A 13,989-nucleotide genomic window follows, 5' to 3' on the forward strand; every position below is an offset into this window, starting at 1 on the left:
ATGACGGAGGGAATGAGAAATGTCGAAGGTAATGCGCTCGCTGGCTCTCGCGGCAGGCACGATTTCCGTGGCCGTATCGCTCGGCGGCGGCGTCGCCCACGCCGCGGCCGCGTCCGCTCTCACGGCGAAGGGCGCGAAGGTGGTGTGCAACGCCCCCGGCACCGGCAACACCACCGTCTGGGGCAAGTGCTGGAACAACGGCAACAAGACCGGTCAGGCGCGTTTGGTGTACTGGTGCAAGAACATGATCGGCAATGGTTCGCAGCAGAAGAGCACCGGCTGGAAGAACGTCAAGCCCGGCAAGACGGTGAAGTTCGTGGGTGAATGCACCTTCAAGGCCCGCAACCCCGACTTCCACATCCGCTGACCCCGTCCCGGCCGGATCTGGTGCTCGTCGGCACCGGATCCGGCTCGACGCCGAAAATCACCACTCCGGAAGGAACTCGATGCGAGTCCTCGCCCTGCTGGCTGCGGGCACCACTTTCTTCGCCGCCCCACTGACCGCGCAGGCCGCCACCGGCTCGGCCCCGGCCGCGAGCGCTCAGCCGGCGGCCGCCGCCTGGCCCTCCTGTGTGACAGCCACCCGCATCAAGCTGAACAACGACGGTTGGTCCGATCCCAAGTGGCAGGTCCGGGTGAGCAATCGCTGCGCCAGCACGATCAAGTACGCGATCGTGCGCGACCGGCAGTCCGACTTCGGCTATGTGGCGGTCGCCTCCGGTAAGACCGGCTACCGCAACATCGGCAAGTACTCCTTCGGGCACAGTGCCTCCGAGCCCGACGGCGTGAAGATCTACTACCGGGGCACCCGCTACACGAAGCGCTTCTGAGGCAAGGGCGGGCGGCAGCGGACCAGCATCATCGCCCCCCTGCTCAGGCGCTAGGCTGTGGCCCGCGGCCACCGTTCGATCTTCGTTGTGTCCTCACGAACACACGATGATCACGGTGGCAGCGCCCGCGTCAGCCGAGACGCCATCGGCCCTCTGACCACTTGGAGCCCGCCTGTGCACGATGTCGCCCTGTCCGAAGCACTGCTCATCGGAGGCCGTGCCGGGGTCGGCAAGACCACCGTCGGATGGGAAGTCTCCGTGCAACTACAGGCTGCTCACGTCGCCCACTGCCTCATCGAGGGCGACAACTTGGACCAGGCGTTCCCCGCCCCACCCGGCGATCCGAGCCGCACCCAATTGACCGAGGCCAACCTCGCCGCTCTCTGGCGCAACTACGCCGCGCTGGGATACCGCAGGCTGATCTACACCAACACCGTTTCCGTCCTGGAGCCCGATCTCATCGCCCGCGCCATGGGCGGCACACCCCGCATCACCTCGGTGCTCCTGACCGCTGACGACGCAACCGCCCGGCACCGCCTCGGCGCCCGCGAGATCGGTAGCCAACTGGACGCGCACCTGACCCGCAGCGCCGCCATGGCCCGGCACTTGGAGACCACCGCCCCCTCGGGGGTAGTGCGGATCCCCACCGACGGCCGCTCCGTTGTCGACATCGCACGCGACGTCATCGCCGCCACCAACTGGTCATGAGCTCGGCCCCTTTACTCCTTTTGCCGATGGGAGTTCTCGGAGGGTGTTCGAGCAAATGCCGGCCGATCAGCGCGCCGGGCCGAGGCGGGACCAGCTCCGCTCGTCGGACCAACGTGAGGCCGGATCGATGTAAACGCGCAGCAACTCACCGAGTTCTGTATCACCACGGCCGCGGAGTTCGTCGGCGGCGAGTCTGCGCGCGACTCCGGCCAGCACATCGGCCACCTGGACCCGCGGATCCGTGCGCGAGTCCACCTGCCGGAAACGCAGGCAGCGGCCCGGTGGCAGGAGTTGCCGCTCGAGCCGCCGGATGCGCCGCTCGGTCAGGGCGGACTGCTCGTCGTGCACGATCGACACGTCGATCCCGCCGCCCCGGCTCCAATGGAGAATGGTCCTGGCGAGGGCGGGGATCAAGGGTTCCAGAGCCGGTTGCAGGGTGCGGTGCTCGAGGAGCCGGGCCCGTGCCGCGTAGGCGACCGATCTCGCCCGTCGAAGCTCGTCGAGAATCGCGCCCACGCGGCTGTCTCCGTCGAGTTCCGCGAGCGTCTCGACCAGATCGGCGAACGCGTCCACGGGCTCACGCACGTTCCGGGGTTTCCACGTCCGCAGGACGGCATTGGACGCTGCCAGGAAGGCTTGCCACCGATCACGGCCGAACGCTTCGGGACCCTCCCGGTTGAGCGTGGTCGCCAGTCCGGCGAGCCGCCGATCGGCGGCCACGCCCGCGCTGGCCGCGTCCGCGGACTGCCCGAGGACGAGGTCGAGGAGTCTGCCGACGACGAAGTAGGCCTTCTCGGTGAGATGGACAAAGGCATGGCCGTGGATAGGCCCGTCCGGGCCGAGCAGACTCTTCACCTTGGACCGTCGATCCGCGCGGAGCACATGCGACGCCTTGTACTCCCGCTTCGCGTGCCCGGCGCCACCGCTGAGCTCGCGCAGGAACTCCGTGGCCGCCTCGACGCTCAGCCGCACGCTGGCGTACGCGATGACGTCGGAGCTCCCGGCCACGAGGTTGGCGCCCTCCCAGCCTGACTCGTCGCAGGCGATCTCGCGAACTGGCGCGATGGTGGGATGCGCCGTCTTCACGATGGCATCATCGACTCTCGATCCCCGCTCCCGCCACCGGGTTTCGTCTGCGGAACCAGGCAGAGCGTCTTAGGCGCCGGCCCTTCGAGCGCCTCGGAGGTTCAGATGCGCACCACCGCGGTGTGGGCGTGCCCGCGGCTGCCACCGACTTCCACCTTGACCGCGCTCTTGGCCTTGCGCACGCTGCGGTCGCCTTCCTTGACCGATTTCACCGGCCAGGGCAGCGTGATCTTCACCTCGTCGGTGGTCCTGGACGGGTCGGAGACCGCGAGCCGTACCTGCTGATGATCGCGGCGGATCAGCAGCGTGCACGGGCCGTCGGCGGCGAGCGGTCCATCCGCGGTCTCGACGGTCCCCGCGCGCCAGAAGACGGCGGCGAGCACGTTGTCGCGGGAAATGGCCTGCACCGCTCTGGAGTTGGCGAGAATCTCGATCCGCCGGCCGTAAGCCGCGGTCTGCGCGATGGAGGCGCCGGGCAGTACGGCATAGGCGTAGCGCGCCTTGCGCGGATCGACGCCGTGGTCGATGACGATCGTCGTGTAGTGCCTGGCGACGGGGGTCTTGTCGCCTCCGGTGGTGGCGCCCTTGTCGATGTCCCGCCAGCGGCCGGTGCGCTTCTTGCGGATCACCTTCGCGTCGGCGCCGTCGAGCAGCGCGTAGCCGGCCACACCGGACAGGTGGACCCAGCCGTCGCCCCGGGTCAGCGGCGGATGCCTGTCGTGCGTGTTGCGGTTCTCCACGATGGTCTCGATGCGGCGGCCGTCGGAGGCGGTGATGCCGGTGCCGAGGGCGATCACGGCGTCGTCGAGGAGGAACCACGCCTTCTTGGCCCGCAGCGAGGAGCCGTCGGCGATCAGCTTCATGGCCGCCACGCCGTACTCGCCGTCGAGTGCCACGCCGCCCGCCCACGGGGTCGGTGGCAGGCGGCGCTTGCCGTGCGGGAGAGCGGCGCGTCTGCGGGTGTCGACCGTCGTTCCCGGCAGCCGGTACGGGTCGATCGTGGGCCACAGGTCATCGTTCCAGTGGGTGAGGTCGCCGGTGTAGAGGTAGGTCATGCCGTCGCCGGTGTACCAGCCGTGCAGGTTCTCCCGGTTCATGGCCTCGGCCGCGCCGATGCGCTCCGAGCTCATCGCGATCGCGTACGCCCAGGTGGGACGGCGGTGCACGACCCGGTCCATGTCGGCGAAGACGTACGTGCCCGTCGTGCGCGGGCCGACCGGCACCGACAGGTCCTCCAGCAGGGCCTTGGCCCGTGCGATGCTCGCCGGCGATGCCGGCGTGTCGTAGGGGATGGCCGTGTTGCGGGTGAGCCAGCCCTTCACCAGCGGTCGCCAGCGCCGGGCATGGCGCTCGGGCGCCGCCTCCAGCAGCGTGAGGATGGCCTCGACCGCCTTCTGCCCCGAGTGGTAGTCGCGGTGGCCCTGCACCGAGATCTGCCGTCCGCGTACGCAGTCCATCATCAGCCCGTCGAAGATGAACGGCACGAACGAGCGGTCCACGATGTCGTAGATGTTCCCGATTCCGGCGATCTCCCACGGCGACTCCGCGAGCATGGCGATCAGCTTGGCCACGCTCTCCAGGTAGTCCACGCCGTAGCTGCCGGTGTAGGGGTACACGTCGTGCTGGATGAACGACCCGTCACGGTAGAAGCCGTCGCCTGGGCCTTTGGTCGGCCGCAGCAGGTCGGAGACCGCGGCCCTGGCCCGCTTGATGAGGCGGGCGTCGTGGGTGAGCAATCCGCGCATCGCCACCGCCATGGCCTTGCCCGCCCGGTTGGCGCCGGTCTCGACGACGCCGGGGTGGCTGACGCGGCGCTCCGGGTCGGGGCACCAGCGGCGCAGTGGGCGCAGCCAGCGCTCGAGGCGGTCCTCGGGCAAGCCGTCGTACAGCAGGGCGCAGGTGTCGGTCAGCGAGCGGGGGACGCCGATCTCCCACCAGAACCAGTTGCTGCCCCGCCGGTCGAGATCCTCGTGGTAGGCGTGCTCGTACAGGAAGTCCAGCGCCCTGACCGCGGTCTCGGCCACTTGCTTGTCCCGGTGCATGGCGGTGCCCGGCGTGGCCCAGCCCAGCGCCAGTGTGCGCATGCGGTTGTAGGCGCGGTTGAAGTTGCCCGTCCGGGGGTCCTCGAGCGGCAGGTCGGGCCACAGGCTGGGGCGGTCGGGGGCGGGCTTCAGCTTGCGCAGCACCGCATTGGCCGAGCCCTCGACCGCCTGCGTCTTGCCGGAGGAGGCGCAGTTGTACGACCCGCCGGCCAGCAGGCTCACCCACCGCTCACGCGCGGCGTCGAACGCGGCGGTGCCGGCCGCCTCGGCCGGTCCCTCCCACAGGGCGAGGCCGGCCACGGCCCCGACGCCCAGCAGGGCGGACCGCCGGCTGAGGGGGTGGGTCATGGAGGCCTTTCCGACAATCGGGCAAATACCAGAGAAAAGATCATATATCGACAGGCGGGGTGATGATTTCGACCCTGCGACGGGGAACCGACGCACGAACGTCGCCGGAACAGCGCGGTACCCGCCTCAGGGGTGCGTGCCCAGACCAATCAGGCGGCCACACCGCGCACGGGCACCGCCCACGTCTGCGTTGCCGTCTCCGTCGAAGTCGCCGGCGACGGCACGATGCCCCGATGCCCGGCCCGGTCGCGGGCATCGGCGCGTTGCCGCAGGCCGCCGGCAGGAGCGTCAACGCCAGGCAGATCATCACCCTCGACGCCTGCTCTTGTGCGAGCCACGGGTGTCGCGTCACTCAGTACAGTGTCTGGGTGGCAGGTGATCAGGTGAGCGCACGGGTGGACAGCTGGATCTGGTCGGTGCGGCTGACCAGAACTCGTTCGATCGCGTCCGACGCCTGCAGGGGCGGGCACGTCCGGGTCAACGGGGTGCGGGTCAAGCCCGCGCACGCCGTCCGGGTCGGTGACGAGATTCGGCTCCGGCACGACGGGCGCGAACGCATCGTGGTCGTCTCTCGGATCATCACCAAGCGCGTCGGCGCCGCCGTGGCCGCCGAGTGCTACGTCGACAAGAGCCCTCCGCCCCCTCCGCGCGAGGAGGCCGTGACAGTGGCCGTTCGCGCTCGTGGCGCGGGTCGTCCCACCAAACGCGAGCGCCGCAGCATCGAGAAGCTGCTCGGGCGCCCAGCGGAGCAGTGCTCCAGCACGCGCAGGTCGCCGTAGGTGCGCCACAGATGCCAGGGGATGATGACGCCGCCGTCGCCCCAGGCCGGCGCCGCCTCCTGTTCTGTACGCATCGCGACGAAGTTGCCCCGCTGGCCCCATTCGATGTCGGACTGCAGCCGGTTCACCGTCGCGTCGGAGCACTCGAAGCAGGCCGTGATGATCGCCCGGCATCCGGAGTGGGACGGCCAGGAGTGGATCGGCAGGGGCGCCGGGTGCCTGTGCTCCGAGCGCACTGATCACCAGGTCACCGGCAGAGACTCCACCCCGTAGACGGTCGACTGCAGCCGGAAGCGGAGGCTCTCGAACGGCGCCGCCGGCTTCAGCCCGGGGAACCGCTGCAGCAGCGCGGGGAAGGCCACCTGCATCTCCACCCTGGCCAGCGGCGCGCCCAGGCAGTGGTGGACGCCGTGCCCGAAGGCGATGTGCCCGCCGGCGTCGCGGGTGACGTCGAGTTCGTCGGGCTCCTTGACGAACGCCTCGTCGCGGTTGGCCGCCAGCAGCGAGGGGATCAACAGGTCACCGGCCTTGATCTGGCGGCTGCCGAGCGTGATGTCCTCGGTCGCGTGCCTGGGCGGCCCGGCACGGTGCGCCACGGACAGGTAGCGCAGCAGCTCCTCCACTGCCGGGGTGACGGCGTCGGGCTCGTCGCGGATGACGGCGGCCTGCTCCGGCCGGTGCAGCAGCAGCAACGTGCCCAGGCTGAGCATGTTGGCGGTCGTCTCGTGCCCGGCCACCAGCAGCGTGTTGCCGATGCCGAGCAGCTCGTCGTCGGTCAGCTCGTCGCCGTGCTCACGCACGAGCAGGCCGAGCAGCGCCTCCCCCGGTTCGGCGCGCTCGCGGCGGATCAGCTCCGACATGTACGCGTTCATCTCGGCGGTGTTGGCGGCGTGCGCCTCCCGGTCCAGCGTCATGTCCAGGAGCCGGTTGCTGCGCCGCTGGAAGTCCTCCCGGTCGGCGTACGGGACGCCGAGCAGCTCGCAGATCACCAGTGAGGGGACCGGCAACGAGAACGCCTGCACCAGGTCGGCGGGCGGCCCGGCGGCCTCCATGGCGTCCAGGTGCTCGGTCACGATCTGCTCGATGCGCGGCCGCAGGTGCCGCATCCTGGCCACGGTGAACTGGCCGGTCAGCAGGCGGCGCAGCCGGGTGTGCTCCGGAGGGTCGTACATCAGCGGGTTGCCGATGATGAAGCCCTTCAACGACTCATCGGAGCGGTCGGCCAGCCTGCCGTGCGGCCCGCGGGCGGCGTTGCTGAAGTGCGCCGGGTCGCTGAGCACCTTGCGGACTTCGGCGTACTGGGTGACGAGCCACACGTCCGGGCCGCCCGTGGCGATGGGCAGGCGGACGACCGGCCCTTCGGCGCGCAGCCGCTGATAGTCCTCGGCGTGGTACGGGATCGGGTCGCCGTGCAGCGGCGGCAACGGAATGGTGGGGATCTCGGACATCAGCCGGCTCCTTCTCGCTTAACTGACACCAACCTCTCATTTTTCACCGTAACACACGAAGTGAGATGCGACTCTCACCTGTTACGCTGAGTGGATGAGGAGTACCGACGCGCCTCGCCGCCGGCGCGCCGACGCCGCCCGCAACGCGGAGCGGATCATGCGCGCGGCCCGGGCCGCGTTCGCCGAGGCCGGCGGCGGCATCACGCTGGAGGAGATCGCCCAGCGGGCCGGCGTGGGGCTCGCCACGCTCTACCGCCACTTCCCGAGCAAGGACAGGCTCGTCCGCGAGGTCGTCGAGGAGCTGATGCGCGAGGAGATCGAGCCGGCGATCACCCGTGCGCTCGCCGAGCAGGATCCGCTGCGCGGCATGTCGGTCATGCTGGAGACGGTGCTGACCCTGGCGTCGGGGCAACCGGGCATCCTCGCCACGGCCAGGGACGCCGGAGCGCTCACCGCCGACGTGGCCCCCCGGTTCATCCAGCCGCTCACCCAGCTCATGCGGAACGCCCAGGCCGCCGGCCAGGTCCGCGCCGACCTGGAGCCGGACGACCTGAAGCGGATGCTCGTGATGCTGCTCAGCACGCTGCGACCGGCCGAGGGCCCGGATGAGGGCTGGCGCCGCTCCCTGGTGCTCCTGCTGGACGCCCTCCGCCCGGACGGCGCCACTCCCCTGCCTCCGGCGACGCCGCCCGCCCGCTGCTGATCAGACAGTGACCACGGTGCCGGTGCGCCCCACGATCTCGTAACACGAGAGCCGGTTCATGGTGAGGCTCGCTTACTTGCTCTGCAGCTTCCCCAGCCGATTGGGGTCTTCCCGCAGTGCGGTGGCCGCCGCCTGCCAGGCGGTGTCCCCGGGTAGAGCGCGCTGCGCAAGAAGGCCAAGGTGAGCCGCTGGATCACCCGGCCTCGTCTGGCATCGATCTGCCGAGGGCGGGCTGCTGGACGTTCGAGGTCTCCTGGGACGCGGCTCCGACGAGGTCACCATCGTCTCGCCCGCCGCCACGCCTGCCTGCTTCGGGCAAGTGTGGTGAGCTCGTGCGCGCGTCCGGCATTAGAGAAGGTCGACGGCGCGTTCAGGGCAGTTGGCAACCGCCAGGCGGGCCAGGTGTTCCGTGTTCGGGACTACCGTGCCGTCGCCGATCACTTGGCCGTAGCCTTCGTCGTCCTCTGCGAAGAGGTCGGAGGCGAGGTCGTAGCAGCGGCCGTGGCCTTGGCAGCGTTCGGGGTCGATGCGCACGTTCATGGGTGTCTCTCCGAGGGCTTCGACTGTCAGGAGATGCGGAGAGGGAGGGCGCGGGGGCCGCGTACCTGGCCGGCGGCCCAGGTCACCGCCGCCGAGTCCGCCAGGGCGAAGGCGGGGATGCGTTCCAGCCAGACCTCCAGGGCGACCCGGAGCTCCATACGGGCCAGATGAGAGCCCACGCAGCGATGGATGCCGAGGCCGAAGGCGGCGTGACGGTTCACCTCACGGTCGATGAGCACCTCGTCCGCCCGCTCGAACTGGGCCGGATCGCGGTTGGCAGCGGGGAAGGACAACAGGACCCAGTCGTCGGCCTTCATGTCCACGCCTTTCCAGCGCATGTCCTGCTTGACCAGGCGAGCCATGGTGACCGGGGCGTAGGCGCGCAGGAACTCCTCGATCGCGGTCGGCAGCAGCTCCGGCTCGGCCACCAGGCGCTCGCGGTCGGCCGGAGTCTTGGCCAGGTGCCACAGTGACGCCCCGATGGCGCTCCACGTCGTGTCGATGCCGGCGATGAGGAGCAGCATCATCGTGCCCACCACGTGCATGGGGTCCAGCTTCTGCCCGTGGAGTTCGGCGTTGATGAGGTACGTCGTCAGGTCGTCGCGCGGCCTGGCGACGTGCTCGTGGATCTGCGTGACGAGGTAGCCGACCAATTCGTCTTGGCGTTCGAGACGTTCCTCAGGCGACTGGTTGATGCTCTCCAGGACGTTCTCGACGAACACGCGGAACCGCGGGCCGTCCTCGGGCGGGAAGCCGAGCAGATCGGCGATCACCCGCACCGGGATGTGCTGGGCGTAGTCACGGGCGGCGTCGACGATCTCCCGCCCGCGCATCGCGTCGATCAGCTCGTGGCAGTACGCCCGCGTCGCCTCCTCCTGTTCGGCCACCGCCGACTTGGCGAACATCGGCAGCAGCAGCTGCCGGGCGTCGCGGTGGAACGGCGGATCGGAGGTGATGGGCGGGGCGTCGCCTACCGGGGCCAGGTCGAGTGGCGGTTTGTTGTTGCTGACGATGATCGCCCGGGACGAGAAACGCTCGGTGTCGTACGCGAGGGCCGCCACGTCCTCATACCGCGTCGGCAGCCACACGCCGCCGAACCGCTCGGTGTGCGCGATCGGGCAACGCTGCCGCAGCTCGTCCAGGATCGGATAGGGATCGGCGGCCCAGACGGGATCGACATGGGAGAAGTCGGTCGCCCAGTCCGAGACCGGATCGGTCACGACCTCGCTGGCCGTGCCCAGCAACCGGTTCTTTCGTACCTCTCCCATGCCTTGCCCGAAGCGGTCGTCCACGGTCATCACGCAGCTCCATCATTGACGTCGGTCCCCGAGCCCCATGCGTGTGATACGTCCAGAGGCCGCCGCCGGATGTACCGCTCGCCACCGGGAATGCCCGCTCGGGGACTCATCCCGCAATCTGGTACCGCTCCTCCAGCACGGCGTGCTCGTCGAGGCCGATCAGCTCGTTGAACTCCGCGAAACCGAGCAGGTTCCCGGGCATCGGGCGGGTGTCGCCCCGGGTGGCGAGTGTCTCCAGGTAGTCCCGCATGCCCTTGGCAGCGGCGAACGCCGCGCCGACCGAGAAGATCGCGAGCGCGGATCGCGCCGGGCGTCCACCGCCGCCTTGATGTCCTGGATCATCTCCTCCGTGGCGATGACGTGGCGACCCAGCATGTGTCCGCAACGCTCGAGTGCCAGAGTCCGCCGGCCGGCCATGCTCTCCGGCTCGCACCACCACCCCGGCGCCGATCCGTGTCATGCGCACGCTCGCTCCCCGCCGGACGGCCTCCTCGGCGAGGCCGCCAGGGCGAACCTGATCCCTTTGCGGACGGTCCGCCTAGCTGATCCGGACGGTGAGGCGGCGTCTGGTGGGTGGTGGCGGCTCCCTGCGCTCGCCGAGGAGTGTCATGAGCTGGTCCATGGCCACCTCGCCGAGCCTTTCACCGTCCACGTCGATCGAGGGGACGTCGCCCAGGCCGAGGCTCTCGACGATCATGCGCTCCGAGCTGACCACGACATCGCGGATTCCGCGGCTGAACAGGGCGAACATGAGGCCGAGGCCGATCGAGGTCGCGTACGGGACTACGGCGGTCGCGCGGGCGGCCACCACGGCCTCTGCCGTCTCCACTCCGGCGGCGAACGTCGAGGGGTAGGGGCCGAGCATGGTCAGCGTCGCGCCGCCTGACTCGGCCGCGGCGCGGATGGCCGCCTGGCGCTGACGATCCTGCCAGGAGCCCGCCGGGCCGCCGATGTAGACGATGCGCTCGTGACCCTTCTCGACGAACCGGGTGACGAGCGCGCCGAACGCGCTGGCCGTGTCGGCGACTGCCGAGGTCATGCCCTCGATCTCACGGTCGATGAGGACGGTCGGCTTGAACGAGGCGGCGGCGCGGACGATCTCGTCCGAACCTCGGGGCGCGGTGAGCAGGAAGCCGTCGACCTGGTGCGCGAGTTGCTGGACCGCGGCCAGCTGAGCGGCGTGCTCCAGGGAGTGCACGGCGATGGTCAGCTGCATGCCCGAGTCGGCCGCCCGCGCCTGAGCACCGCCGATGATCGGGGTGAAGAAGGTGTTGTCGAGCGTGGGCACCACGACAGCGACCACCCCGGTCTTCCCGCGGGCCAACTGAGTGGCTGCCCGGTTCGGGACGAATCCGAGCTGCTCGGCGGCTGCGCGGACGCGGGCCACCGTTTCCGGGGCGGCCAGGTCCGGCCGGCCCAGGGCGCGGGAGGCCGTCGCCTTGGAAACCCCGGCCAGCGCGGCGACGTCCGCGAGTGTCGGCACTGATCCTCCTTGAGTCGTTACACGGAATTCACACGTGGGTTTGTGCGCGAGGCCGCTCATAATCTATGGTCGGGCTTCTGGAACCGGTTCCACAACCGGTTCCAGACAAGCGTACGCCACTGAGAAAGGACGCCGACATCTCCCCCAAATCGGCCTTTCTACTGGTGCCTGGTCTCGTCCTGCTGGTCGTGGGATTCCTCATCCCCTCCGCCGCGATGCTCTTCGCGCCGCCGGACGTGCCGACCAGTGAGATCTTCGCGCGCCTGGGCGACATGCTCGCCGATCCTTACGACCTGGAGGTGATCGGGCGCACGGTCGGGCTGGCTCTGGCGGTCACGATCATCTGCGTCGTCCTCGGCTTTCCCATCGCCTACTGGCTCGCCCGCTCGCCGTCACGCTGGAGCGGAGTCTTCCTGGCAGTGGCGATCTTCCCATTGATGCTGAGCAACGTGGTACGGACGTTCGGCTGGCTGGTCATTCTCGGCTCCAAGGGGGCGCTCGGCCAACTGCTCGTCCAGCTCGGCATCGTCGACGTGGCGCCGCAACTGCTCTACACCAAGCTGGCGATCGTCCTCGGCCTCACCCAGCTCTTCCTGCCGCTGGCGATCATCTCCTGCTATTCGGCCGTCGCCCAGGTCGATCCCGGCCTGGACGACGCCTCGCGCGGGCTCGGCGCGAGCAGGATCCGCACGATGTGGAACGTCGTCATCCCGCTGACCATGCCGGGCATCGTGGTGGCCGCCACTCTGGTCTTCGCGGGGTCCGTCACCGCCTACACCACGCCCTATCTGCTCGGCGGGTCCAGCCAGCGGATGCTCTCCACACAGCTCTTCACCTACGCGAGCACCACGGTCGACTGGGCCTCCGCCTCGGCGACGGCGCTCATCATGACGGTCCTGGTCTTCCTGGTCTCCGGGCTGTCCTCGCTGATCGGGCGGAAGGGGGCCACCTCATGAAGCGGCCGATCACAGCGGCGCTCGCGGTCATCGGCTACGTCATCATGATCGTGCCGATCATTTTCGTGGTCGCCACCGCCTTCACGGCGGGAAGCACCCTGAGGTTCCCGCCCGACGGGATCTCGCTGCGCTGGTTCGACGAGGCGCTCGGCTATGAGCCTTTCATCGAGGCCGCGATCTCCAGCCTGGAGCTCGCCGTACTGGCCACCGCGCTCGCGCTGCTGGTCGGCGTGCCTGCCACGCTCGCCATCCACCGCGGAAAGCTCCCTGGCAAGGGCCTGGTCGAGGGGTTGTTCCTGTCGCCGCTCATCGTCCCCGAGCTGGTCGTCGGCCTCGCGCTGTTCCAGCAGCTGATGATCGGCATGGACCTGGACAACTTCAGCACCCTGCTGGTCGGGCACACGGCGCTGATGCTGCCCTATGCGGTGCGCGTGACCGGCGCCTCGCTCGCGCTGGCCGACCCCGGGCTGGAGGAGGCCGCCCGGGGTCTCGGCGCCTCGCCGCTGCGCGCGTTCTTCACCGTCACGTTGCCCGTCCTGCGTCCGGGAATCTTCTCTGCCGGGCTGCTCAGCGTGGTCACCTCGTTCAACAACGTGCCGCTGTCGCTCCTGCTGCAGGGACGCGACTTCCGGACGCTGCCGGTGACGATGCTCGACTACGTGCAGCAGTCCTATGACCCGATGGTCGCCGCCGCTTCCACCCTCATCCTGGCCGCCACCGTGGTCATCGCGGTGATCGCCGAGCGCACGGTCGGATTCGCCAAGATCTTCGGAGGGATCAATCAATGACCGCCGCCGCCGAGTTGATCGGAGTCACCCAGAAGTTCGGCTCCTTCACCGCCGTCGACGAGATCGACCTCGCCATGCCGTCAGGGAAGCTGACGACGCTGCTGGGCCCGAGCGGCTGCGGCAAGACCACCACGCTCAGGATGATCGCGGGCTACTCGGCACCGACGTCGGGGACGATCCGCATCGACGGGATCGACAGCACCCGTACGCCGCCGGAGAAGCGGAATCTCGGGATGGTCTTCCAGTCGTACGCGCTGTTCCCGCACATGACGGTGGCCGGCAACGTCGGTTACGGGCTCAAGCTGCGCAAGGTGCCATCCGCGGAAAGACGGTCGCGGGTCATGGAGACGCTCGAGCTCGTCGGGCTCGCGCACCTGGCCGACCGCAAGCCGAAAAAGCTCTCCGGCGGGCAGCAGCAGCGGGTGGCACTGGCCAGGGCGATCGCGATCAGGCCCAAGCTCCTGCTGCTCGACGAGCCGCTGTCCAACCTCGACGCCCGCCTGCGCGTCCAGATGCGGGCCGAGATCAGGCGCATCCAGGCGGAGACCAAGCTGACCGTCGTCCTCGTCACCCATGACCAGGACGAGGCGCTGGAGATGTCCGACGAGATGGTCGTCATGAACGAGGGCAGGATCGTGCAGCAGGGCGCTCCTCAGCAGGTCTTCCCCCGTCCGGCTGACCGCTTCGTCGCCGAGTTCCTCGGCTACGAGAACTTCCTCACCGCGGCCGACGGCACCCCTCTGACCATCCGGCCCGAGCATCTGCGCATCGCCGAGAAAGGTCACGGCCTTGACGCGACGGTGGTCGACGTGGCCTTCCGCGGCGTCGACCTGCTGGTCTCGCTCGACGTGGTCGACCCGTCGGGCGCGACCGTCAGGCTGCTCGCCGACGTACGCAGCGGCGCGACCCCGACGCCCGGATCGAGCGTCACGGTGATCGCGCCAGACGACCATCTGGTCTCACTCCCCCGCTGAAAGAAG

The 13,989-nt window shown here is 69.4% G+C and carries 16 protein-coding genes; 9 read left to right on the forward strand and 7 right to left on the reverse strand.

Translation table 11 applies throughout. The features are described from left to right. Nucleotides 1–31 precede the first annotated feature (31 nt). From EDD27_RS19750 to EDD27_RS19760, 3 genes are all read left to right on the forward strand, one after another. Nucleotides 32–367 (forward strand): hypothetical protein, encoded by a 336-nt coding sequence (locus EDD27_RS19750; RefSeq protein ID WP_164903694.1) that lies wholly within the window; start codon nt 32–34, stop codon nt 365–367. A gap of 79 nt (nt 368–446) precedes the next feature. Next, on the forward strand, nt 447–830 hold the full coding sequence (locus EDD27_RS19755) for a hypothetical protein (RefSeq protein ID WP_127933722.1): 384 nt from the start codon (nt 447–449) through the stop codon (nt 828–830). A gap of 174 nt (nt 831–1,004) precedes the next feature. Next, nucleotides 1,005–1,538, forward strand: a complete 534-nt coding sequence (locus EDD27_RS19760; protein WP_164903695.1) for a P-loop nucleotide/nucleoside kinase family protein — start codon at nt 1,005–1,007, stop codon at nt 1,536–1,538. A 66-nt stretch (nt 1,539–1,604) separates the two neighbouring features. On the opposite strand, the gene EDD27_RS19765 is transcribed toward EDD27_RS19760, so the two are convergent. Together EDD27_RS19765 and EDD27_RS19770 are read right to left on the reverse strand one after the other, a co-directional pair. Further along, nucleotides 1,605–2,624, reverse strand: coding sequence for a DUF3800 domain-containing protein (locus EDD27_RS19765; protein ID WP_127933723.1), 1,020 nt, complete (start codon nt 2,622–2,624; stop codon nt 1,605–1,607). Nucleotides 2,625–2,725: 101 nt separating this feature from the next. After that, nucleotides 2,726–5,014, reverse strand: coding sequence for a polysaccharide lyase 8 family protein (locus EDD27_RS19770; protein ID WP_127933724.1), 2,289 nt, complete (start codon nt 5,012–5,014; stop codon nt 2,726–2,728). Between the two features lie 233 nt (nt 5,015–5,247). Here EDD27_RS19770 and EDD27_RS19775 point away from each other — a divergent pair, with 233 nt between their 5' ends. Further along, nucleotides 5,248–5,793 carry an RNA-binding S4 domain-containing protein gene (locus EDD27_RS19775; protein WP_338324649.1) on the forward strand — a complete coding sequence of 182 codons (546 nt, stop codon included), beginning with the start codon at nt 5,248–5,250 and terminating at the stop codon, nt 5,791–5,793. A 105-nt stretch (nt 5,794–5,898) separates the two neighbouring features. After that, the gene (locus EDD27_RS54370; RefSeq protein ID WP_164903382.1) at nt 5,899–6,066 is read left to right on the forward strand and encodes a hypothetical protein; all 168 of its coding nucleotides are present in this window, start codon (nt 5,899–5,901) and stop codon (nt 6,064–6,066) included. On the opposite strand, the gene EDD27_RS19785 is transcribed toward EDD27_RS54370, so the two are convergent. After that, nucleotides 6,033–7,241 carry a cytochrome P450 gene (locus EDD27_RS19785; protein WP_127933725.1) on the reverse strand — a complete coding sequence of 403 codons (1,209 nt, stop codon included), beginning with the start codon at nt 7,239–7,241 and terminating at the stop codon, nt 6,033–6,035. The two genes, EDD27_RS54370 and EDD27_RS19785, sit on opposite strands and share 34 nt — an antisense overlap. A 94-nt stretch (nt 7,242–7,335) precedes the next feature. On the opposite strand from EDD27_RS19785, the gene EDD27_RS19790 reads away from it, so the two are divergent. Beyond that, a complete protein-coding gene (locus tag EDD27_RS19790; protein WP_127933726.1) occupies nt 7,336–7,944 on the forward strand; it encodes a TetR/AcrR family transcriptional regulator in 609 nt (202 codons plus the stop codon). A gap of 348 nt (nt 7,945–8,292) precedes the next feature. On the opposite strand, the gene EDD27_RS19800 is transcribed toward EDD27_RS19790, so the two are convergent. The 4 genes from EDD27_RS19800 to EDD27_RS19815 form a co-directional block, all read right to left on the reverse strand. Beyond that, nucleotides 8,293–8,484 (reverse strand): ferredoxin, encoded by a 192-nt coding sequence (locus tag EDD27_RS19800; protein ID WP_127933727.1) that lies wholly within the window; start codon nt 8,482–8,484, stop codon nt 8,293–8,295. 26 nt (nt 8,485–8,510) lie between these two features. Next, nucleotides 8,511–9,782 carry a cytochrome P450 gene (locus tag EDD27_RS19805; protein ID WP_127933728.1) on the reverse strand — a complete coding sequence of 424 codons (1,272 nt, stop codon included), beginning with the start codon at nt 9,780–9,782 and terminating at the stop codon, nt 8,511–8,513. A gap of 106 nt (nt 9,783–9,888) precedes the next feature. Further along, nucleotides 9,889–10,032 carry a hypothetical protein gene (locus EDD27_RS54375; RefSeq protein ID WP_164903696.1) on the reverse strand — a complete coding sequence of 48 codons (144 nt, stop codon included), beginning with the start codon at nt 10,030–10,032 and terminating at the stop codon, nt 9,889–9,891. Between the two features lie 288 nt (nt 10,033–10,320). After that, nucleotides 10,321–11,265 carry a LacI family DNA-binding transcriptional regulator gene (locus EDD27_RS19815; RefSeq protein ID WP_127933729.1) on the reverse strand — a complete coding sequence of 315 codons (945 nt, stop codon included), beginning with the start codon at nt 11,263–11,265 and terminating at the stop codon, nt 10,321–10,323. A gap of 164 nt (nt 11,266–11,429) precedes the next feature. Here EDD27_RS19815 and EDD27_RS19820 point away from each other — a divergent pair, with 164 nt between their 5' ends. The 3 genes from EDD27_RS19820 to EDD27_RS19830 are packed head-to-tail and all read left to right on the forward strand — an operon-like array spanning nt 11,430 to nt 13,983. After that, the gene (locus EDD27_RS19820) at nt 11,430–12,221 is read left to right on the forward strand and encodes an ABC transporter permease (protein ID WP_241564142.1); all 792 of its coding nucleotides are present in this window, start codon (nt 11,430–11,432) and stop codon (nt 12,219–12,221) included. After that, entirely contained in the window at nt 12,218–13,009 is a 792-nt protein-coding gene (locus tag EDD27_RS19825; protein WP_127933731.1) for an ABC transporter permease, read from the forward strand. The genes EDD27_RS19820 and EDD27_RS19825 overlap by 4 nt, the downstream gene beginning before the upstream one ends. Continuing rightward, nucleotides 13,006–13,983, forward strand: a complete 978-nt coding sequence (locus EDD27_RS19830) for an ABC transporter ATP-binding protein (RefSeq protein WP_127933732.1) — start codon at nt 13,006–13,008, stop codon at nt 13,981–13,983. The genes EDD27_RS19825 and EDD27_RS19830 overlap by 4 nt, the downstream gene beginning before the upstream one ends. The last annotated feature ends 6 nt before the right edge of the window (nt 13,984–13,989 follow it).

It is taken from the genome of Nonomuraea polychroma (genome assembly GCF_004011505.1).
In the GTDB taxonomy this organism is placed as follows: domain Bacteria; phylum Actinomycetota; class Actinomycetes; order Streptosporangiales; family Streptosporangiaceae; genus Nonomuraea; species Nonomuraea polychroma.